19 protein-coding genes are annotated in these 21290 nt (G+C 69.2%); 13 read left to right on the forward strand and 6 right to left on the reverse strand.

All coding sequences use genetic code 11. The annotated features are described in order from the left end of the window. Window positions 1-529 precede the first annotated feature (529 nt). On the reverse strand, window positions 530-1906 hold the full coding sequence (locus WT24_RS25610) for a nucleobase:cation symporter-2 family protein (protein ID WP_059506709.1): 1377 nt from the start codon (window positions 1904-1906) through the stop codon (window positions 530-532). Window positions 1907-2346: 440 nt separating this feature from the next. Between WT24_RS25610 and WT24_RS25615 the strand changes: the two genes are divergently transcribed. The 3 genes from WT24_RS25615 to fghA all read left to right on the forward strand — a co-directional run bounded on the left by WT24_RS25615 (window position 2347) and on the right by fghA (window position 5982). Then, window positions 2347-3798, forward strand: coding sequence for a xylulokinase (locus WT24_RS25615; protein WP_060036227.1), 1452 nt, complete (start codon window positions 2347-2349; stop codon window positions 3796-3798). Between the two features lie 212 nt (window positions 3799-4010). Continuing rightward, complete coding sequence (locus WT24_RS25620) at window positions 4011-5117, forward strand: S-(hydroxymethyl)glutathione dehydrogenase/class III alcohol dehydrogenase (RefSeq protein WP_034208263.1); 1107 nt, start codon at window positions 4011-4013, stop codon at window positions 5115-5117. 16 nt (window positions 5118-5133) lie between these two features. Beyond that, on the forward strand, window positions 5134-5982 hold the full coding sequence (fghA, locus tag WT24_RS25625) for an S-formylglutathione hydrolase (protein ID WP_059506713.1): 849 nt from the start codon (window positions 5134-5136) through the stop codon (window positions 5980-5982). 111 nt (window positions 5983-6093) lie between these two features. Here fghA and WT24_RS25630 read toward each other — a convergent pair whose 3' ends face one another. Genes WT24_RS25630 through WT24_RS25645 form a run of 4 tightly spaced genes read right to left on the reverse strand, consistent with a single transcriptional unit; the run spans window position 6094 to window position 9193 of the window. After that, entirely contained in the window at window positions 6094-6876 is a 783-nt protein-coding gene (locus WT24_RS25630; RefSeq protein ID WP_059506725.1) for a metal ABC transporter permease, read from the reverse strand. Next, complete coding sequence (locus WT24_RS25635) at window positions 6869-7756, reverse strand: ABC transporter ATP-binding protein (RefSeq protein ID WP_060036228.1); 888 nt, start codon at window positions 7754-7756, stop codon at window positions 6869-6871. The genes WT24_RS25630 and WT24_RS25635 overlap by 8 nt, the downstream gene beginning before the upstream one ends. Window positions 7757-7773: 17 nt before the next feature. After that, window positions 7774-8685 carry a metal ABC transporter solute-binding protein gene (locus tag WT24_RS25640; protein ID WP_059506717.1) on the reverse strand — a complete coding sequence of 304 codons (912 nt, stop codon included), beginning with the start codon at window positions 8683-8685 and terminating at the stop codon, window positions 7774-7776. A gap of 46 nt (window positions 8686-8731) precedes the next feature. After that, window positions 8732-9193 (reverse strand): Fur family transcriptional regulator, encoded by a 462-nt coding sequence (locus WT24_RS25645; RefSeq protein WP_027785279.1) that lies wholly within the window; start codon window positions 9191-9193, stop codon window positions 8732-8734. A gap of 342 nt (window positions 9194-9535) precedes the next feature. On the opposite strand from WT24_RS25645, the gene WT24_RS25650 reads away from it, so the two are divergent. From WT24_RS25650 to WT24_RS25685, 8 genes are all read left to right on the forward strand, one after another. Continuing rightward, window positions 9536-10312, forward strand: coding sequence for an L-iditol 2-dehydrogenase (locus tag WT24_RS25650; RefSeq protein ID WP_059506719.1), 777 nt, complete (start codon window positions 9536-9538; stop codon window positions 10310-10312). A 72-nt stretch (window positions 10313-10384) separates the two neighbouring features. Further along, window positions 10385-11341: a sugar kinase gene (locus tag WT24_RS25655; protein WP_060036229.1), complete on the forward strand. Its 957-nt coding sequence runs from the start codon at window positions 10385-10387 to the stop codon at window positions 11339-11341. Next, window positions 11329-12681 (forward strand): D-tagatose-bisphosphate aldolase, class II, non-catalytic subunit, encoded by a 1353-nt coding sequence (locus WT24_RS25660; RefSeq protein ID WP_060036230.1) that lies wholly within the window; start codon window positions 11329-11331, stop codon window positions 12679-12681. The genes WT24_RS25655 and WT24_RS25660 overlap by 13 nt, the downstream gene beginning before the upstream one ends. A gap of 72 nt (window positions 12682-12753) precedes the next feature. Continuing rightward, window positions 12754-14079 carry a sugar ABC transporter substrate-binding protein gene (locus tag WT24_RS25665; RefSeq protein WP_059504614.1) on the forward strand — a complete coding sequence of 442 codons (1326 nt, stop codon included), beginning with the start codon at window positions 12754-12756 and terminating at the stop codon, window positions 14077-14079. 114 nt (window positions 14080-14193) lie between these two features. Then, the gene (locus WT24_RS25670) at window positions 14194-15141 is read left to right on the forward strand and encodes a carbohydrate ABC transporter permease (protein ID WP_059795707.1); all 948 of its coding nucleotides are present in this window, start codon (window positions 14194-14196) and stop codon (window positions 15139-15141) included. Beyond that, window positions 15138-15989, forward strand: a complete 852-nt coding sequence (locus WT24_RS25675; protein ID WP_060036231.1) for a carbohydrate ABC transporter permease — start codon at window positions 15138-15140, stop codon at window positions 15987-15989. The genes WT24_RS25670 and WT24_RS25675 overlap by 4 nt, the downstream gene beginning before the upstream one ends. After that, window positions 15986-16684 (forward strand): HAD family phosphatase, encoded by a 699-nt coding sequence (locus WT24_RS25680; protein WP_060036232.1) that lies wholly within the window; start codon window positions 15986-15988, stop codon window positions 16682-16684. Before WT24_RS25675 ends, WT24_RS25680 begins: the two co-directional genes overlap by 4 nt. A 55-nt stretch (window positions 16685-16739) precedes the next feature. Further along, a complete protein-coding gene (locus WT24_RS25685) occupies window positions 16740-17849 on the forward strand; it encodes an ABC transporter ATP-binding protein (RefSeq protein WP_034208252.1) in 1110 nt (369 codons plus the stop codon). Window positions 17850-17863: 14 nt separating this feature from the next. Here the strand turns inward: WT24_RS25685 and WT24_RS25690 are convergent, their stop codons facing one another. Continuing rightward, entirely contained in the window at window positions 17864-18748 is an 885-nt protein-coding gene (locus WT24_RS25690) for a LysR family transcriptional regulator (RefSeq protein WP_060036233.1), read from the reverse strand. Window positions 18749-18861: 113 nt separating this feature from the next. Here WT24_RS25690 and WT24_RS25695 point away from each other — a divergent pair, with 113 nt between their 5' ends. Then, complete coding sequence (locus tag WT24_RS25695; RefSeq protein WP_060036234.1) at window positions 18862-20058, forward strand: serine hydrolase; 1197 nt, start codon at window positions 18862-18864, stop codon at window positions 20056-20058. Continuing rightward, complete coding sequence (locus WT24_RS25700; protein WP_060036235.1) at window positions 20055-21278, forward strand: MFS transporter; 1224 nt, start codon at window positions 20055-20057, stop codon at window positions 21276-21278. The genes WT24_RS25695 and WT24_RS25700 overlap by 4 nt, the downstream gene beginning before the upstream one ends. The last annotated feature ends 12 nt before the right edge of the window (window positions 21279-21290 follow it).

Consider the following 21290-nt stretch of genomic DNA (forward strand, 5'->3'; position numbering starts at 1 on the left):
GTCGACCTGTACCGCGCACTCGGCGGCGGCTGGATCCAGCGCGCCGGCGAAGCGCCGCGCGCGCCGGATGCGCCGGTCGATTACGACAAGGCGGCTGCTCCGGCGCCTGCGTCGGCAACGGCGACGAACGGCTAAGCACGGAGAAGGGCGGGCGCGGTATGCCGCGCCTCGCTTCGAAGCGGCTGTATGCGAAAACGCCGCGGACGAAAGTCCGCGGCGTTTTCTTTTGCGCCGGCGAATCGTGCGGAAAGAAGGGTGTCGATGTCGTGACGATGCGTGCGTCGCGTCGCGTCGCATTGCGTTCGTGCAATCACACCGATCGCGCCATCACACCGATCACGTCGATCGCATCGATCACGTCGATCACACCGTCAATCGGCGTGGCGCATAGTGCATCCGGCGACCCGCCCGCCCGCGTGAGGCGCGATCGCCCGGCACCGTGTCGGGTCCTGCACCCCGAAACAAAAACGCCACGGCATGCCGTGGCGTTCGTCGTTACCGCTTCGCGCCGTCGTCCGGCGCGAAGCGATCAGTGGTGCGCGTCGGCGGGACGCCCGTCGAAGTCATGTCCGGCGCGCCGAATCTCGCAGCGTGCATCCTTTTCGCCTTTCACGCCGTTGAACACGATGTTCAGGATCACGGCCGTGGCCGATGCGAGCAGGATGCCGCTGTGCAGGATCGGCGCGAGCGCCGGCGGCAGCTTCGAGAAGAAGTGCGGCGACACGACCGGCACGAGGCCCATGCCGACGCTCACGGCGACGATGAACAGGTTGTGCGAGTTGTTCACGAAGTCGACCTTCGACAGCACCTTGATGCCGTTCGCGGCGACCATCCCGAACATCACGATGCCCGCGCCGCCGAGCACGAACGGCGGCACCGACGCGACGACCTGCGCCATCTTCGGGAACAGGCCGAGCAGCACGAGGATCACGCCGCCCGTCGCACACACGAAGCGGCTCTTCACGCCCGTCACGCCGATCAGGCCGACGTTCTGCGAGAACGACGTATGCGGGAACGAGTTGAAGATGCCGCCGATCAGCGTGCCGAGACCGTCGACGCGCAGGCCGCGCACGAGGCGCTCCTGGTTGACCGGACGATCGACCATGTCGCCGACCGCGAGGAACATGCCGGTCGATTCGATGAACGTGACGAACATCACCGTGACCATCGTCACGATCGACAGCGGATCGAAGTGCGGCAGGCCGAAGTGGAACGGCATCACGAAGCCGACCCACGGCGCATGCGCCACGCCGTCGGTGTTCACGCGGCCGATCGCGAACGCGATCACGAAGCCGGCGACGATGCCGAGCAGCACCGAGATGTTCGCGATGAAGCCGCGGCCGAACTTGTTGATCAGCAGGATCAGCGTGAGCACGAGCAGCGACAGGCCGAGATAGACCGGGCTGCCGTACTCGGGGTTGCCGACGCCGCCGGCCGCCCAGTTGATGCCCACTTCCATCAGCGACAGCCCGATCACGGCGATCACCGTACCGACGACCACGGGGGGGAAGAACCGCAACAGCTTGCCGATCATCGGCGCGAGCACGATGCCGATGATGCCGGCGGCGATGGTCGAGCCGAAGATGTCGAGAATGCCGAGGCCGGGGTTCGTGCCGATCGCGATCATCGGGCCGACCGCCGCGAACGTGCAGCCCATGATGACGGGCAGGCGGATGCCGAAGATCCACAGGCCGAGCGTCTGGATCAGCGTGGCGATGCCGCACGAAAACAGATCGGCGCTGATCAGGAACGCGATCTGGTCTTTCGGCAGCTTGAGCGCGGCGCCGACGATAAGCGGCACGGCGACGGCGCCGGCGTACATGACGAGGACGTGCTGCAGGCCAAGCGTTACCAGCTTGCCGGTCGGCAGCACCTCATCGCACGGATGGACCGTGTTCGATTGCATCTGTCTCACTCCATGATCTTGTTTTCGGGGTGATACGAAGTTATTCGGAATGTGTCCATGCAACAAGAGCACTGGGTTCTATTCCGCTCTTTGCTGGTTCGATATGCCATTTCGGCATGGAGCAGGGGATCGATCATCGGGAAACTGCCGCGGGAGTGAGGTGTACCGGTTTTATAGCGCTTCAAAATAGCGCCGGCCCCCATGTCAAATATGGGTCGCTTTATGGTGTGTATCGGGCAGCCCGCATAGTGGCAAAAAGCGGGGTGGGGAAATCGCGCCGGGTTAACCCGCGAACGGCCGCTTTCGCGTGCAAGGTGCAGCCCGGTGGAACGCCGCGACCCGACCGCACTTTCGATGCGCCGAAGCGGCGGCCAAAAACGGGGCGCGCGTCGCGATCCCGTTATCATCGATACCCGTTCATACGACTCCCCCTTCACGTCATGCGCCTGCTCGGAATCGACCTCGGCACCGGCTCCGTCAAACTCGTCACGCTCGATGCCGACGGCGTCGAGCGGGCGGTGGCGAGCGAACCTTATGGGTTGTCGTCGCCGCAGCCCGGCTGGGCGGAAATCGCGCCCGACACGTGGTGGCAGGCACTCGTGCGCGCGGCCGCGCGGCTGCCGGCCGACGAGCGTGCGCAGGTGGCGGCGATCGGTTTTTCGGGCCAGATGCATGGTGTCGTGCTGATCGACGCGGCCGGCCAGCCGGTGCGACCCGCGCTGCTGTGGCCCGACACGCGCGCGGCGCGCGAGGCGGAGGCGGCCGGCTGGCCGGCGTCCGGATCGCCCGTCGCACCGAACCCCGTGGCGCCCGGCATGGCGGGCCCGCTGTTGCGCTGGCTGGCGACGCACGCACCCGATGCGCTGTGTGCCGCGCGCTGGGCCGTGCAGCCGAAGGACTGGCTGCGCATCGCACTCGGCGGCGACGTGGCGGCCGATCCGAGCGACGCGTGCGCCACCGCGCTCGCGACGCCCGACGGTGCGTGGGATATCGCGTTGATCGACGCGCTCGGCCTGCCGGCCGACCGCTTCGCGCCGGTTCGTGCGTCCACCGCGCGCTGCGGCGTGCTCGGCGCGCAGGCCGCCGCCGCGCTCGGCCTGCCGGCCGGCGTACCGTTGGCGACGGGCGCGGCCGACACCGCGTGCGCGGCGCTCGGCAGCGGGCTGGCCGCGGCAGGCGATGCGCTGCTGACGACCGGCAGCGGCGGGCAGATCGTCGTGCTCGCGGATGCGCTGCCGCCCGCGCGGCGCGGCTTGCATCGCTATCGTGCGGCGGCGGGCGGCGGCTATTACACGATGGCGGCGATGCAGAACGTCGGGCTCGCGCTCGAAGCCGTGCGCGGCTGGCTCGGCTACGCGCGCTGGGCCGATGCGTATGACGACGCGTTCGCGCAGCCGACGTCCGAACGGCTGTGCTTCCTGCCGTACCTGACCGGCGAGCGTTCGCCGTGGATGAACCCCGATGCGCGCGGCGGCTGGCTCGGCCTCGGGCTCGGCGATACGCGCGGCGCGATGATGCGCGCCGCGTTCGAAGGCGTCGCGTTCGCGTTACGCGCGGGGCTCGATGCGATCCGCGATGCCGATCGCGGCGACGCGGTGACGACGCTGCGCCTCGCGGGCGGCGGCTCGGTCGATCCGCGCTGGCGCCAGTTGCTCGCCGACGCGCTCGGCGCATCGCTGCAGGCGATCGATTGCCCGAACGCCGCGACGCGCGGCGCCGCGCTGCTCGCGGGCGTCGCGATCGGGCATTGGCGCGAGGATGCGTTGCACGCGCTGGCGCCGAGCGCGTCGCCGGTTGCCGCGCCGCACGACGACCGCCTGCTGGCTGCGCGCCACGCGCGCTTCGTCGATCTGTACGCGCGCACGGATGCATGGTTCACGACGGGCGTTTAAACTCGGGCACTTGTTCTTTTGCGTCAGCGATGACGCATCCTGGCAAGCCGGCGACCGTTTCCCGCACGCGATGCGCGGCGGGAGCAGCCATCATGGCGAGCACGAGATTCTTGTGCCGTGCCGCGCGGCACGGCTTCGACCGATTTGCACGAACCCCTGCAGGCGCCGCACGCCGGCTCGGGCCGATCTCACAGACATACAGGAGTGACACGATGAAAACGAAAGCCGCGATTGCATGGAAGGCGGGTGCGCCGCTGACGATCGAGGAAGTCGATCTCGAAGGGCCGCGCGCCGGCGAAGTGCTGATCGAAGTGAAGGCGACGGGCATCTGCCACACCGATTACTACACGCTGTCGGGCGCCGATCCGGAAGGGATTTTCCCGGCGATCCTCGGCCATGAAGGCGCGGGCGTGGTGGTCGACGTCGGCCCCGGCGTCGGCACCGTGAGAAAGGGCGACCACGTGATTCCGCTCTACACGCCCGAATGCCGCGAGTGCAAGTTCTGCCTGTCGCGCAAGACCAACCTGTGCCAGAAGATCCGCGCGACGCAGGGCAAAGGCCTGATGCCGGACGCGACGTCGCGCTTCTCGCTCGACGGCAAGCCGCTGTTCCACTACATGGGTACGTCGACGTTCTCGAACTACATCGTCGTGCCGGAGATCGCGGTCGCGAAGGTGCGCGAGGACGCGCCGTTCGACAAGATCTGCTACATCGGCTGCGGCGTGACGACGGGCGTCGGCGCAGTCGTGTACTCGGCGAAGGTCGAGGCCGGCGCGAACGTCGTCGTGTTCGGCCTCGGCGGGATCGGCCTCAACGTGATCCAGGGCGCGAAGATGGTCGGTGCGGACAAGATCATCGGCGTCGACATCAACCCGAAGCGCGTCGAGCTCGCGAAGAAGTTCGGGATGACGCACTTCATCAACCCGAACGAAGTCGAGAACGTCGTCGACCACATCGTGCAGCTGACCGACGGCGGCGCCGACTACTCGTTCGAATGCGTCGGCAACGTGAAGCTGATGCGCCAGGCGCTCGAGTGCACGCACAAGGGCTGGGGCCAGTCGTTCATCATCGGCGTGGCCGCGGCTGGCGAGGAAATCGGCACGCGTCCGTTCCAGCTGGTGACGGGCCGCGAATGGAAGGGCTCGGCGTTCGGCGGCGCGCGCGGTCGTACCGACGTGCCGAAGATCGTCGACTGGTACATGGAAGGCAAGATCAACATCGACGACCTGATCACGCACACGCTGCCGCTCGAGCGGATCAACGAAGGCTTCGACCTGATGAAGGCCGGCGAGTCGATCCGCTCGGTCGTGCTGTACTGACCGGGGGCATACCGCCATGCTCGAACTCGTTTCCTCGCATGCGTGCCACGGCGGCGAGCAGCGTTTCTACCGTCACGATTCGGCGGCCGTCGGCCTGCCGATGAAGTTCTCGGTGTACCTGCCGCCGCAGGCCACGCACGGGCGCGTGCCGGCGCTGTTCTATCTCGCGGGGCTCACGTGCACCGACGAGACGTTCGCGATCAAGGCCGGCGCGCAGCAATACGCGGCGCAGCACGGCATCGCGCTCGTGATGCCCGACACGAGCCCGCGCGGCGCGGGCGTGCCGGGCGAGACCGATGCATGGGACTTCGGTGTCGGCGCGGGCTTCTACGTCGATGCGACCGAAGCGCCGTGGTCGACGCATTACCGGATGGAGTCGTACGTGACGGGCGAGCTGCGCGAGCTCGTCGCGGCCGAGCTGCCGATCGACGGCGCGCGGCTCGGGATCTTCGGCCACTCGATGGGCGGCCACGGTGCGCTGACGCTCGCGTTGCGTCATCCGGGCCTGTACCGGTCGGTGTCGGCGTTCGCGCCGATCGCCGCGCCGACGCGCTGCCCGTGGGGCGAGAAGGCGTTCTCCGGCTATCTCGGCGCCGATCGCGAAGCGTGGAAGGCGCACGACGCGAGCGAGCTGGTCGCGCGCGCCGATGCGCCGAAGTTCGCGGAAGGTATCCTGGTCGATCAGGGGCTGGCCGATCAGTTCCTCGCGAACCAGCTGAACCCCGACGTGTTCGAAGCCGCGTGCGCGAAGGCCGGCCAGCCGCTGACGCTGCGCCGCCATCCGGGCTACGACCACGGTTACTACTTCATCTCGACGTTCATCGCGGATCATCTCGCGCATCACGCGCGCGTGCTGGTGCGGTGAGTATCGGCGCAAGCAGGTCACGCATCCGGTTCGCATGAAAGAACGCCGGCGCTGCCCCTTCGGGCACGCCGGCGTTTTCACTGGCATCGGGCGGCGACCGCCGGGCCGCGATCAGTTGCGCCGCAACAGGCTCGCGCCGTACACGAGCGCCGACAGCGCGGTGATCCAGAAGCTCGTCGGCCAGTCGGTGTGATAGGCGAGGACGATGCCGGCCCACGCTTCGAACAGCGCGAACAGCGCGGCGAGCAGCACGCCCGTCGACAGGCGCGTCGACAGGTTCTGCGCGGCCGCCGCCGGCCCGACCAGCAGCGTGAACACGAGCAGCACGCCGACGATCTGCGTCGCCGCGGCCACCGCGAGCGCGCACACCGCGAGGAACAGCATCGACACCGTGCGCAGCGACACGCCCTTGGCTTCGGCCAGCTCGGGCTGCAGCGACGCGAACAACAGCGGCCGCGCGATCAGCGCGAGCGCGGCGAGGCTCACCGCGCCGATGCCCGCGAGCACCGCGAGGGTGTCGCGGCTGACCGCGAGCACGTTGCCGAACAGCAGCGCGGTGACCTGCGTCGCGAACGACGTGTAGAAGTGCAGGAACAGCAGGCCGAAGCCGAGCGCGCCGGACAGGATCACGCCGATCGCGACGTCGCGGCCCGCGAGCCGCTCGCCGAGCGCGCCCATCCCGATCCCGGCCGCGAGCGTGAAGCCGACCATCCCCCAGATCGGTGAGAGGCCGAGCAGCACCGCGCCCGTCGCGCCGGTGAAGCCGACGTGCGACAGCGCGTGGCCGGCGAAGGTCTGCCCGCGCAGCACCAGGAAATAGCCGACGATGCCCGCGAGCACCGCGACGATTCCCGACGCCGCGAAGGCGTTGATCATGAAGTCGTATTCAAACATCGTGCGAATGCCCGGGATGGGCGTGTCCATGGTGATGATGGCTGTGTCCGCCGCCACCGCCGTGCGAATGATCGTCGTCCTCGTGTTCGTGATCGTGCTTCTCGATCTCGACGTCGCCCGACATCACGAAGATCTTGCCGTTCACGTGCATCACGTCGATCGGCGATCCGTAGAGCCGCGACAGCACGGGCTTCGTGATCACCTCGTCGACGGTGCCGAGCGCCGCGACGCCGTTGCCGAGATACAGCACGCGGTCGAGCGCGTTCAGCAGCGGATTCAGTTCGTGCGCGGAGAACAGCACGGTGATGCCGAGCTCTCGCTGCACGTTGCGCACGAGTTCGACGACGCCGCGCTGGTGGTTCGGATCGAGGCTGATCAGCGGCTCGTCGAGCAGCAGCAGCTTCGGGTTGCCGAGCAGGCATTGCGCGAGCAGCAGCCGCTGCCGTTCGCCGCCCGACAGTTCGGACAGCGGCCGGCGCGCGAGCGACGAGCCGCCGACGAGGTCGAGCACGCGATCGACGTCGCGGCGCGTGGCCGCGTTCGTGTGCGGCAGGCCCCAGCGGTGGCCGTCGGCGGCCATCGCGACGAAGTCGTAGCCGCGCATCCGGCGGTTCGCGAGGCCGCTCCTGATCTGCGGCATGTAGCCGATCGACGCGTTGCCGCGCACGACCGGCACGCCGCCGACCGACAGCGTGCCGGCCGACACGGGGATGAGGCCGAGCACCGCGCGCATCAGCGTCGTCTTGCCCGCACCGTTCGGCCCGAGCACGCCGACGAATTCGCCGGGCTCGATCGAGAAGCTCACGTCGCGCAGGATCGTGCGGCCGCCCAGTTCGAGCGTGACGCGATCGACGGCGAGGGCGTGGGGAGTGACGGTCATGTCGTTACGGTCGTCCGTTACTTGCCGGCCGAAAGCGCGTTGCCGAGCGCGTCGAGCTGGCCGGCCATCCATTGCTGGAAGGTCTTGCCGGCCGGCAGCGTCTCGGTGACGCTGACGGTCGGCACGCCGCCGTCGCGCGCGACTTTCAGCATGCGCTTGGTCATCGGCTCTTCGGCCTGGCTGTTGTAGATCAGCACGCGCACCTGCTTCTTGCGCAGGTCGCCCTCGAACGCGGCGACGTCCTGCGCGCTCGCCTCGGTGTCGTTCATCGTCGCGAGCTGGAAGCGCTGGTTGCGCATGTCGAGGCCGATCGCGTCCGACATGTAGCCGAACACGGGCTCGGTGGCCGTCACGGGCACGCCCTTGTACTTCGCGCGCAGCGCGGCGACCTTGTCGTCGACGGGCTTCAGCGACGCGACGAACTTCTGCAGGTTCGCGTCGTACTCGGCCTTGTTCGCCGGGTCGGCGCGGCCGAGCTCGGCCGCGATCGCGCGTGCGGCCACGGGCATCGTCGCCGGGTCGTACCACAGGTGCGGGTTGTCGCCGGCCTTCTTGCCGACGAGATCGGCGACGACGATCGTCGCGCGCTTCGCCTGCTTCGACGCGCCGAGCAGCTTGGCCATCCACGGATCGTAGTTCGCGCCGTTGTAGATCACGACCTGCGCGTGCTGGAGCGCGCGGGCGGTCTTCGGGCTCGCTTCGAACAGGTGCGGATCCTGGTCGGGATTGCTGAGGATGCTCGTGACCGCGACGTGATGGCCGCCGATCTGCGAGGCGACGTCGCCGTAGAAATTCTCGGCGGCGACGACGTTGACGGTCGCGGCCTGCGCAAGCACGGGCGCGGCGAACGACAGCGCGGCGACGGCGGCGGCCAGCCAGCGGACAGGCGACAGGGCGCGCCGCGGCGCGCGCTTCAGGGCAATGGACATGGAACTCCTCGTTGGAAGGGCGGCGCGTGCGCCGCGCGAGTCGGCGTCAGCGTTGTGCGGGCTTGCGCTTGCAGTGCCCGCACAGGCCGCTCAGCTCGACGACTTGGTGGTGGACTTCGAAACCGTGCGCGGGCCCGCTCGCGGACAACTGCTTCGCGAGGTCGCCGCCGGGAATCTCGACGGTGTCGCCGCACGCATCGCAGATCAGGAACTGGCCTTCGTGCGGCACGCCGATCTCGCAGCATGCGAAGAACGCGTTCTTCGATTCGATCCGATGGATGAAGCCGTGCTCGACGAGGAAATCCAGCGCGCGATAGACGGTCGTCGGCGGCACGCGGCCGCGTTGCGGTTCGAGTTCCGCGAGCAGGTCGTACGCGCCGATCGGGCGCTGCGCGGCCAGCACGCGTTCGTAGACCTGGCGGCGCAGCGGCGTCCACGCGAGCCCGTGCTCGGCGGCGAATGCGTCGGCCCGGGACAGCCGGGCGTCAATGGACGATGAGGTAGCCATGGCATGAAGCAGGCGCTGAAACAAAGTACAGCGATGATATAACGTATCGCCGCGCCATGCAGCGCGAATTCCGTTTCCCGCCCTTGCTTCCCGCCGTCGCTGCGTCCCTTTCACCGTCAACGCCACTGCGCCGCACCGTGCACCGCGCGCCCTTGCCGTGCGGGCGCGGCGGGGCATCGCCGGGCGCGGCCGTGCCGCAGCGCGTCATAGAAAGCCGTCATGTCGTCTTGACAGCGCGTATCGCGTATCCGATCATTCGATCACCAACAGAGCAATTGATCGGTCCGCGAGCGTTCGCTCACTTCGCGACCGTCGTGCAACAGAACGAACCGGAGACAACCAGTGAGACTGGCAGACAAGGTCGCGATCCTGACGGGCGCCGCAAGCGGCATCGGCGAGGCGGTCGCACAACGCTATCTGGACGAGGGCGCGCGCTGCGTGCTGGTGGACCTGAAGCCTGCGAGCGGCTCGCTCGCACGGCTGATCGAGGCCAGCCCCGGCCGCGCGGTGGCCGTCACGGCCGACGTCACGCGCCGCGACGACATCGCGCGGATCGTCGCGACGGCGGTCGAGCGCTTCGGCGGCGTCGACATCCTGTTCAACAACGCGGCGCTGTTCGACATGCGCCCGATCCTCGACGAATCGTGGGACGTGTTCGACCGGCTGTTCTCGGTCAACGTGAAAGGGCTGTTCTTCCTGATGCAGGCCGTCGCGCAGCGAATGGTCGAGCAGGGGCGCGGCGGCAAGATCGTCAACATGTCGTCGCAGGCCGGCCGTCGCGGCGAGGCGCTCGTGTCGCACTACTGCGCGACCAAGGCCGCGGTGATCAGCTATACGCAGTCGGCCGCGCTCGCGCTCGCGCCGCACCGGATCAACGTGAACGGCATCGCGCCGGGCGTCGTCGACACGCCGATGTGGGAGCAGGTCGATGCGCTGTTCGCGCGTTACGAGAACCGGCCGCTCGGCGAGAAGAAGCGGCTCGTGGGCGAAGCCGTGCCGCTCGGCCGCATGGGCGTGCCGGGCGACCTGACGGGCGCCGCGCTGTTCCTCGCGTCGTCCGACGCCGACTACATCACCGCCCAGACGTTGAACGTCGACGGCGGCAACTGGATGAGCTGACATGCCGCCGCTCGCATGCGCAACCCGGGCGGATTCGCGGCACGCGGCCGCCGCCGCACGAGGACACGCCTGATGGCCGAGATCGTCGTCGCCGGCGAGCTGCTGGCCGAATTCGTCGCCGCCGAGCGCGGCCAGGGCTTCGATACGCCGGGCCTGTTCGCCGGACCGTTCCCGAGCGGCGCGCCGGCGATCTTCGCCGATCAGGCCGCCCGGCTCGGCGCGCGCGTCGCGTATGCGGGCTGCGTCGGACGCGACGCGTTCGGCGACGCAATCGTCGCGCGGCTCGCACGCGACGGCGTCGACGTCGCGCGCATCCGCCGCGTCGCCCGTCCGACCGGCACCGCGTTCGTCGCGTATCGCGACGACGGCTCGCGCAGTTTCGTCTTCACGTTGTCGACCAGCGCGGCTGCGTGCGTGGATGCGTCCGACGTCGACACCGCGATGTTCGACGGCTGCCGCTATTTCCACGTGATGGGCTCGTCGCTGACGAGCGAATCGGCGATCGCGGCGGTGCAGCGCGGCGTGATCGAGGCCGCGCGCGCCGGCGCGAAGGTGTCGTTCGATCCGAACGTGCGGCCCGAGATGCTGAGTTTTCGGCCGATGCGCGCGGCGCTCGACGAGATGCTCGCCGCGTGCCACCTGTTCCTGCCGAGCGAAGCCGACCTGCCGTTCTTCTGCGGGCCGCAGCCGGCCGAGCGCGCGATCGCGGGCCTGCTCGCGACGCATCCGCTGCTCGAGCGCGTCGTGCTCAAACGCGGCGCGCAAGGCAGCGTCGCGTTCGATCGCGCGCACCGGGCGCAGGCGCCGGCGTTCGCGGTCGACGAAGTCGATCCGACCGGCGCCGGCGACTGTTTCGGCGGCACGCTGGTCGCGAGCCTCGTCGCGGGCCTGCCGATCGATGTCGCGTTGCGCCGCGCGAACGCGGCGGGCGCGATCGCGGTCACGCGGCGCGGCCCGATGGAAGGCAACAGCAGCGCGGCCGAGATCGACCGTTTCCTGACCGAACGAGGTATCGCATGTCCGGCCTGACGACCGTTGCCGAGCGCACGCGCACTGCGCACGCGGACACCGTGCTGCGGATGATCTTCGACGCGAACCGCGCGGACGCGCAGCGCGGCATCTATTCGATCTGCAGCGCGCACCGGCTCGTGCTGGAGGCCGCGTGCGAAACCGCGCGTACCGACGGCTCGCCGCTGCTGATCGAGGCGACCTGCAATCAAGTGAACCATCTCGGCGGCTATACGGGCATGACGCCCGCCGATTTTCGCCGCGACGTCGATGCGATCGCCGCGCGCTGCGGGCTCGCGCCGTCGGCGCTCGTGCTCGGCGGCGACCATCTCGGCCCCAACCCGTGGCGGCATCGCCGCGCGGCCGACGCGATGCGCGAGGCCGGGGCGATGGTCGCCGCGTATGTCGAAGCCGGGTTCGAGAAGATCCATCTCGATGCGAGCATGGCGTGCGCGGACGATCCGCCGCGGCTCGACGATCGCACGATCGCCGCGCGCGCGGCCGAGCTGTGCCGCGTCGCGGAAGACGCGGCGGCGCGCGCCGGCGTCGCGCCCGTCTACGTGATCGGCACCGAGGTGCCGACGCCGGGCGGCGAGGTGAGCGACGAGGCGAGCGACGACGCGATCGCGCGGATCGCGGTCACGCGCAGCGACAGCGTCGCGGCGACGCTCGACGCGCACCGCCGCGCGTTCTCGGCGGCCGGGCTCGACGACGCGTGGACGCGCGTCGTCGCGATCGTCGCGCAGCCGGGCGTGGACTTCGACGATCGCCACGTGCTCGACTACGACAGCGCCAAGGCAGCGTCATTGGGCGCGAGTATCCTGCAGACGCCGCGCCTCGTGTTCGAAGCGCATTCGACCGATTACCAGACCGAAGCCGCGCTCGCCGCGCTGGTGCGCGACCACTTCGCGGTGCTGAAGGTCGGCCCCGCGCTGACGTTCGCGCTGCGCGAGGCGCTGTTCGCGCTGACGTTCATCGAGGACGCGCTGATCGACGACGTCGCGCAGCGCTCGCGGTTGCGCGACGTCGTCGATGCGGCGATGCGCGCGCAGCCCGAGCACTGGGCGCCGTACTACCGCGGCGACGAGACCGCGCAGCGGCTCGCGCGCCAGTTCAGCTACAGCGACCGTATCCGCTATTACTGGCTGCAGCCGGCCGTCGCGGCCGCGGTCGAGCAACTGTTCGACAACCTCGCGCGGCAGCCGGTGCCGGAGACGCTCGTCGCGCAGTGGCTGCCGGACGTTTATGCGGCATGCCGCGCGGGCGGCCTCGCGAAGGCGCCGCGCGCATGGGTGCGCCACCGGATACGCGACGTGATCGCGCACTATGCGCGCGCGTGCGGCATGCAGCGGCCGGCATGACGGGCCGCGAAGGAAACGATGCAACACCGACGCAAGACCGACGACATTTCGAACAATCACAGGAGACATGCCATGCAACGAAAGATGCTCGACGCCGCCGCACGCTGTTTCGCCGGAGCCGCGCTCGCGACGGCGGCCTGCGCGGCGTCCGCCGGCACGCTGACGATCGCGACGCTGAACAACCCCGACATGATCGAGTTGAAGAAGCTGTCGCCGGCGTTCGAGAAGGCGAACCCCGACATCAAGCTGAACTGGGTGATCCTCGAGGAGAACGTGCTGCGCCAGCGCGCGACGACCGACATCACGACCGGCAGCGGCCAGTTCGACGTGATGGCGATTGGCACCTATGAAACGCCGCAGTGGGGCAAGCGCGGCTGGCTCGCGCCGATCACGGGGCTGCCTGCCGACTACGACCTGAACGACATCGTGAAGACCGCGCGCGACAGCCTGTCGTACAACGGCCAGCTCTACGCGCTGCCGTTCTACGTGGAAAGCTCGATGACGTTCTACCGCAAGGACCTGTTCGCGGCGAAGGGGCTGAAGATGCCGGACCAGCCGACCTACGACCAGATCGCCGAATTCGCGGACAAGCTCACCGACAAGTCGAAGGGCACCTACGGGATCTGCCTGCGCGGCAAGGCCGGCTGGGGCGAGAACATGGCGTACGTGTCGACGGTCGTGAACACGTTCGGCGGGCGCTGGTTCGACGAGAACTGGAACGCGCAGCTGACGTCGCCCGAATGGAAGAAGGCGATCAATTTCTACGTGAACCTGCTGAAGAAGAACGGCCCGCCGGGAGCGAGCTCGAACGGCTTCAACGAGAACCTGACGCTGACCGCGTCCGGCAAGTGCGCGATGTGGATCGACGCGACGGTCGCGGCCGGGATGCTCTACAACAAGCAGCAGTCGCAGGTGGCCGACAAGATCGGCTTCGCTGCCGCGCCGGTTGCCGTCACGCCGAAGGGCTCGCATTGGCTGTGGGCGTGGGCGCTGGCCGTGCCGAAGACGTCGAAGCAGCAGGATGCCGCGCGCAAGTTCGTCGCGTGGGCGACGTCGAAGCAGTACATCGAGATGGTCGGCAAGGACGAGGGCTGGGCCTCGGTGCCGCCGGGCACGCGCACGTCGACGTATCAGCGCGCCGAGTACAAGGCCGCCGCGCCGTTCTCGGATTTCGTGCTGAAGGCGATCGAGACGGCCGACCCGAACGATCCGTCGCTGAAGAAGGTGCCGTACACGGGCGTGCAGTACGTCGGGATTCCTGAATTCCAGTCGTTCGGCACGGTGGTCGGCCAGTCGATCGCGGGCGCGGTCGCGGGCCAGATGTCGGTCGACCAGGCGCTCGCCGCCGGGCAGGCGGCCGCCGACCGCGCGGTGCGGCAGGCCGGCTACAAGAAGTAACGCGCAAGCCGTCGCGCGGCTCGCATCGTGCGCCGTGGCGCACGGCGCGAGCCGGCGAAGCCGACAGGCGGGCAGGCCGTTCGCGCCCGCGCATCAACCGGAGGGACTCCGATCATGCGTCACCTGCGTCTTCCCCTGAGTCACGCGCCGTCGGTCGGCGACGCGTCGTCGCCGCCCGGTGCGCCGCGCCGTGCGCGCGCCGGCGCGAGCTGGCTCGTGTCGCCGTCCGTCGCGGTGCTGCTGCTGTGGATGTCGATTCCGCTCGCGATGACGATCTGGTATTCGTTCTCGCGCTACAACCTGCTGAACCCGGACGTGAAGGGCTTCGCCGGGCTCGACAACTACCGTTTCCTCGCGACCGATCCGTCGTTCCTGCCCGCGATCTGGCACACGCTCGTGCTGATCGGCGCGGTGCTCGCGATCACCGTGGTCGGCGGCGTGCTGATGGCCGTGCTGTTCGACCGCAAGTTCTACGGGCAGGGCATCGCGCGCCTGCTCGCGATCGCGCCGTTCTTCGTGATGCCGACGGTGTCCGCGCTGATCTGGAAGAACATGATCCTGCATCCGGTGTACGGGCTCGTCGCGAACGCGATGCGCGCGCTCGGGATGACGCCGATCGACTGGTTCGCCGATTACCCGTTGACCGCGGTGATCATCATCGTCGCGTGGCAGTGGCTGCCGTTCGCGTTCCTGATCCTGTTCACCGCGATCCAGTCGCTTGACCAGGAGCAGAAGGAAGCCGCGCGCATCGACGGCGCCGGCCCGGTCGCGATGTTCTTCTACATCACGCTGCCGCACCTCAAGCGCGCGATCGCCGTGGTCGTGATGATGGAGACGATCTTCCTGCTGTCGATCTTCGCGGAAATCTATACGACGACGGGCGGCGGCCCCGGCGACGCGACGACCAACCTGTCTTACCTGATCTACGCGCTCGGCCTGCAGCAGTTCGACGTCGGCCTCGCGTCCGCGGGCGGCATCATCGCCGTCGTGGTCGCGAACGTCGTGTCGTTCTTCCTCGTGCGGATGCTCGCGCGCAACCTGAAGGGGGAGTACGAGAAATGAGCGACCTGACCTTCGAAGGCCGGCGCACGCCGGCCGTGTTCGACCTCGTGCGGCGCGCGCTGCCCGGCACGCTCGCATGGCTGATCGCGCTGCTGCTGTTCTTCCCGATCTTCTGGATGGCGATCACCGCGTTCAAGACCGAGCAGCAGGCGTACGCGTCGACGCTGTTGTTCATGCCGACGCTCGACAGCTTCCGCGAGGTGTTCGCGCGCAGCAACTACTTCGCGTTTGCATGGAATTCGGTGCTGATCTCGGCCGGCGTCACGGTGATCTCGCTGCTGTTCGCGGTGCCGGCCGCGTACGCGATGGCGTTCTTCCCGAACCACCGCACGCAGAAGGTGCTGCTGTGGATGCTGTCGACGAAGATGATGCCGTCGGTCGGCGTGCTGGTGCCGATCTACCTGCTGTGGAAGAACTCCGGGCTGCTCGACACGGTGTTGGGGCTCGTGATCGTCTACACGCTGATCAATCTGCCGATCGCGGTATGGATGACCTTCACGTACTTCAACGAGATCCCGAAGGACATCCTCGAGGCCGGGCGCATCGACGGCGCGTCGACGTGGCAGGAGATCGTCTACCTGCTGATGCCGATGGCGCTGCCGGGGCTCGCGTCCACTGCGCTGCTGCTCGTGATCCTGTCGTGGAACGAGGCGTTCTGGAGCATCAACCTGTCGAGCTCGAACGCCGCGCCGCTGACCGTGTTCATCGCGTCGTACTCGAGCCCCGAAGGGCTGTTCTGGGCGAAGCTGTCCGCCGCTTCGCTGCTCGCGGTCGCGCCGATCCTGATCGTCGGCTGGCTGTCGCAGAAGCAGCTCGTGCGGGGGCTCACGTTCGGGGCGGTCAAATGAGGGGGCCAAGCGCAGGGACGAACGTGCTGATCTGCGATTGCGACGGCGTGCTGATCGACAGCGAGGCCGTGGCCGCCGACGTGATCGTGCGCGAACTCGATGCGCGCTGGCCGGGCGTCGATGCGCGGCCGGCCGTGATGCCGCTGCTCGGGCTGCGCATCGAGCGCGTGCTGGCAGGCGCGAGCGATGCGGTGGGGCGCACGCTGTCGGCCGACGACGTCGACGCGATCCGCCGCGCGGTCGAGGCGGCCGCCGTCAACGCGCCGATGGTCGACGGCATCGATGCGGCACTCGAGGCGATCGAGCTGACGACCGCCTGCGCGAGCAACAGCTATCGCGCGTACGTCGAAGCGGCGCTCGCGCGCACCGGGCTCGCGCGCTTTTTCGGCGACCGGCTGTTCTGCGCGGATTCGGTCGCGCGGCCGAAGCCGGCGCCGGACGTGTATCTGGCGGCCGCGCGCACGCTCGGCGCGGCGCCCGCGAACTGCCTCGTCGTCGAGGACAGTGTGACCGGCATCACCGCGGCGGCCGCGGCCGGCATGACCGTGCTCGGCTTCGTCGGCGGCGGGCACGCGTCGGCCGCGCAGATCGACGCGCTGCGCGGCATCGGCGCGCGCCACGTATTCGACGACATGCACGAGCTGCCCGGCTACGTCGCGCGCTGGCAGGCGACGGGCGCGGTGCTGCCGAACTAGTAACGATCACGCGCCGCCGGCCAGGCGGTGCATCACGAACGAACGGAGACAGATCATGGCAAGCGTGCTCCTGCGCAACATCGCGAAGCGCTACGACGACACCGAAGTGCTGCGCAACGTGAACCTCGACATCGCCGACGGCGAATTCGTCGTATTCGTCGGGCCGAGCGGCTGCGGCAAATCCACGCTGATGCGGATGATCGCCGGCCTCGAAGACATTTCGAGTGGCGACCTGCTGATCGACGGCGCGAAGGTCAACGACGTGCCGAGCGCGAAGCGCGGCATCGCGATGGTGTTCCAGTCGTATGCGCTGTACCCGCACATGACGCTGTACGACAACATGGCGTTCGGCCTCAAGCTCGCGGGCGCGAAGAAGCCCGAGATCGACCAGGCCGTGAAGCAGGCCGCGAAGATCCTGCACATCGATCACCTGCTCGACCGCAAGCCGAAGCAGTTGTCCGGCGGGCAGCGGCAGCGCGTCGCGATCGGCCGCGCGATCACGCGCAAGCCGAAGGTGTTCCTGTTCGACGAACCGCTGTCGAACCTCGACGCCGCGCTGCGCGTGAAGATGCGGCTGGAATTCGCGCGGCTGCATGACGAGCTGAAGACGACGATGATCTACGTGACGCACGACCAGGTCGAGGCGATGACGCTCGCCGACAAGATCGTCGTGCTGTCGGGCGGCGCGGTGCAGCAGGTCGGCACGCCGAACACGCTGTATCACGCGCCGGCGAACCAGTTCGTCGCGGGCTTCATCGGCTCGCCGAAGATGAACTTCCTGAAGGGTACGGTCGAATCGGCCGATGCGACCGGCGTGCTCGTGCGGTTCGACAGCGGCGAGACGCAGCGTGTCGCGGTCGACGCGGCCGGGCTGCAGCGCGGTGCGGCCGTGACCGTCGGCGTGCGGCCGGAGCACCTGCTGGTCGATGCGGCGGCGGCCGGCGTCGCCGCGCGGACGATGGCCGTCGAATCGCTCGGCGACGCCGCGTATCTGTATGCGGAGTCGGCCGTCGCGCCGGACGGGCTGATCGCGCGAATTCCGCCGCTCGACACGTATCGCACCGGCGAGGCGCTGCGCGTGCATGCGCTGCCCGAGCACTGCCATCTGTTCGACGAGCACGGGCAGGCGTTCCGGCGGCTGAGCGCGCACGCGAAGGCGGCTTGACCGCCGCGCGCCGGTTACAGCCGCAAATGCTCGGCCATGTAATCGACGAACGCACGCAGCTTGGGCATCGGATGGCGGCCTGACGGCCACAGCACGTGGAACGGCGTGCGGCTCGCGACGTGGTCGTCGAGCACCGCGCGCAGCCTGCCGTCGGCGAGCGTGTCGCGTACGAAGAACTCGGGCAGGCATGCGATGCCGAGCCCGCGCAGCGCGAAGCACAGGCGCGTCTCGGCGTTGTTGCTGACCATCGAGACGGGTACCTCTGGCGGCGTGCCGGTGCGCGGCGCGCGCAGCGGCCAGATCTCGAGCTTGCCGCTGCTCGGGAAGCGGTAATGCAGGCAGCGATGCTGCGCGAGATCGGCCGGCGTGCGCGGCGCGCCGTGCCGGTCGAGATAGTCGGGCGACGCGACCAGGTGCTGGCGGAAGTGGCCGAGCAGCCGCGACGACAGTCGCGAATCGGTCGGCCGGCCGGTGCGCAGGACCACGTCGAAGCCTTCGTCGATCACGTCGACGATCCGGTCGCTGAAATCGATGTCGAGCTCGATCTCCGGATACGCGGCCATGAAATCGGCGAGCACCGGCAACAGCAGCGTGCCGATCGTCGGCAGGCTCACGCGCAGCCGCCCGCGCGGCGCCTCGACGCTCTGCGTCAATTCCCGCTCGGCCGCGTCGATTTCGGCGATCACGCGCCGGCACCGTTCGAGAAAGCGCGCGCCTTCGGCCGTCAGCGTGATGCTGCGCGTGCTGCGGTGAAAGAGCCGCACGTTCAGGCGCGCCTCGAGGCGCGCGATGCGCTTGCCGATCGCCGACGCCGACAATCCGAGCGCGCGGCCGGCCGCGACGAAGCTGCGCGTTTCCGCGACCTGGACGAACACGACGAAACCGCCAAGATTTTCCATGCAGGGCCTCGATTACGGACATCGATGTCCGGAGTGTCCGGAACTCTAACCCGGTTTTTCTTCCGGCGTCGGCTCCTTACGATGGGCGTTCCTTCACTGTTCGAGGTCACGCCATGTCATCGCTGCCTGTCACCACGCACCGCAGGGAACCGGACGCCGCGCTGCGCGCGCGGCTCGACGCCGTGCTCGATCGCGCGCTGGCCGACGCGCGCGTGGTCGGCGCGGTCGTGCTGGTCGCGCGCGACGGCGAATTGCGTTATGCACGCGCGGCCGGGCTGGCCGACCGCGAAGCCGGCACGCCGATGCGCGAGGACACGCTGTTCCGGCTCGCGTCGGTATCCAAGCCGATCGTGACGGCCGCCGCGATGCGGCTGGTCGCGGCATCGAAGATCGGGCTCGACGAACCGGTTGCGCGCTGGCTGCCCGCATTCACGCCGACGCTCGCGGGCGGCGCGCCTGCCGACATCACGCTGCGCCATCTGCTGTCACACACGGCCGGGCTCGGCTATCGCTTCCTCGAAGCCGACGCCGACGGGCCGTATGCGCGCGCGGGCGTGTCCGACGGCATGGACGTCGCCGGACCGTCGCTCGCGGAGAACGTGCGGCGCATCGGCGGCGTGCCGCTGCGGTTCGCGCCCGGCACATCGTGGCACTACTCGCTCGCGACCGACGTGGTCGGTGCGCTGATCGAGGCGGTCGACGGCCGGCCGCTCGCCGACGCCGTGGCGGCGCTCGTGACGACGCCGCTCGGGATGACCGACACGGCGTTTTTCACGCATGACGCGGCGCGCCTGGCGACGCCTTACGTCAGTACGCCCGGCGTGCCGCGCCGCATGACCGACGACGATCTCGTCCCGGTGTACGAGGGTACGGTCGGCATCCGTTTCGCACCGGCGCGCGCGTTCGATGCGGCCGCGTGGCCGTCGGGCGGCGCCGGGATGATCGGTACGGCGGCCGACTGCATGACGCTGCTCGATACGTTGCGCACCGGGCGCGACGGTTGGCTCGCGCGCCGCTGGATCGACGAGATGTCGCGCGTTCAGCCGGGCGCGCACGACCTGCCGGACGCGCCGGGGTTCGGCTTCGGACTCGGCTTTTCCGTGCTGCATGACCCGGTGGCCGCGCAATCGCCGGAATCGGTCGGCACGTGGCGCTGGGGCGGCGCCTACGGGCATGCGTGGTTCGTCGACCGGGCGGCCGGGCTGACGGTGGTGGCGCTGACCAATACGTTGTACGAAGGGATGCACGGGCGCATCGTCACCGACGTGCGCGATGCGGTGTATGGCGTCGACGACCGGAGTGCGCAATGAGCGAGTGCGTATCCGTCTCCAGCCGAGCCGTCGATCGGGCTGCCGATCCGTCCACGCCGGCCCGTGCTCACCTGCCCGTCGCGAACCTGCTCGCGCTCGCCACCGCCGGCTTCATCACGGTGCTCACCGAAGCGCTGCCGGCCGGCCTGCTGCCGCCGATGAGCGCCGACCTGCGCGTGACCGAGGCGCTGATCGGCCAACTGGTGACCGCCTACGCGCTCGGCTCGATCGTCGCGGCGATTCCGCTCGTCGCCGCGACGCGCGCGATGCGCCGGCGCCGCCTGCTGCTCGCGGCGCTGGCAGGCTTCGTCGTGTCGAACGCGCTGACGGCCGCGTCGCCGTATTACGCGCTCACGCTTGCGGCCCGGTTCGTCGCGGGGATGTCGGCCGGGCTGCTGTGGGCGCTGCTGGCCGGCTATGCGAGCCGGATGGTCGACCCGTCGCTGCGCGGCCGCGCGATCGCGGTCGCGATGCTCGGCATACCGGCGGCGATGTCGATCGGCATTCCGGCCGGCACCGCGCTCGGCGCGACGTTCGGCTGGCGCGTCGCGTTCGCCGGTATTTCGGCCGCGGCGCTCGCGCTGATCGGCTGGATCCGCATGCGCGTACCCGACTATCCGGGCCAGCAGGCCGCCGCGCGCGAGCCGGTGCTCGGCGTGATGACGCTGCCCGGCGTGCGCCCGGTGCTGACGGTGATGTTCGCGTACGTGCTCGCGCACAACATGCTGTACACGTACGTCGCGCCGTTCCTCGCGGGCGTGCGGATGGGTACGCAGGTCGATGTGGTGCTGTTCGTGTTCGGCGTCGCGTCGCTCGTCGGCATCGCGCTGACGGGCGCATGGATCGGCGCCGCGCAGCGACGCCTCACGCTCGCGAGCATCGCGCTGTTCGTGCTGGCGGCGGCGATGCTCGGCGCCGGTTCCGGGATGACGACCGTCTATGCGGGCGTCGTGCTGTGGGGGCTCGCGTTCGGCGGCGCGCCGACGCTGTTCCAGACGGCCACCGCGAACGCGGCGGGCGAATCGGCCGACGTCGCGCAGTCAATGCTCGTGACGGTGTGGAATCTGGCGATCGCCGGCGGCGGCATCGCGGGCGGGATGCTGCTCGGCGCGACGGGCGCCGGCGCGATTCCGTGGGTGCTCGTCGCGCTGCTGGCGCTGGCATGGGTCGGCGCGTGGCGTGCACGCCGGCATGCGTTTCCGGCGCCGGGCGGGGCCTGAGCCGGCGCATGC

Source organism: Burkholderia sp. MSMB1078WGS (assembly GCF_001528895.1).
GTDB lineage: Bacteria > Pseudomonadota > Gammaproteobacteria > Burkholderiales > Burkholderiaceae > Burkholderia.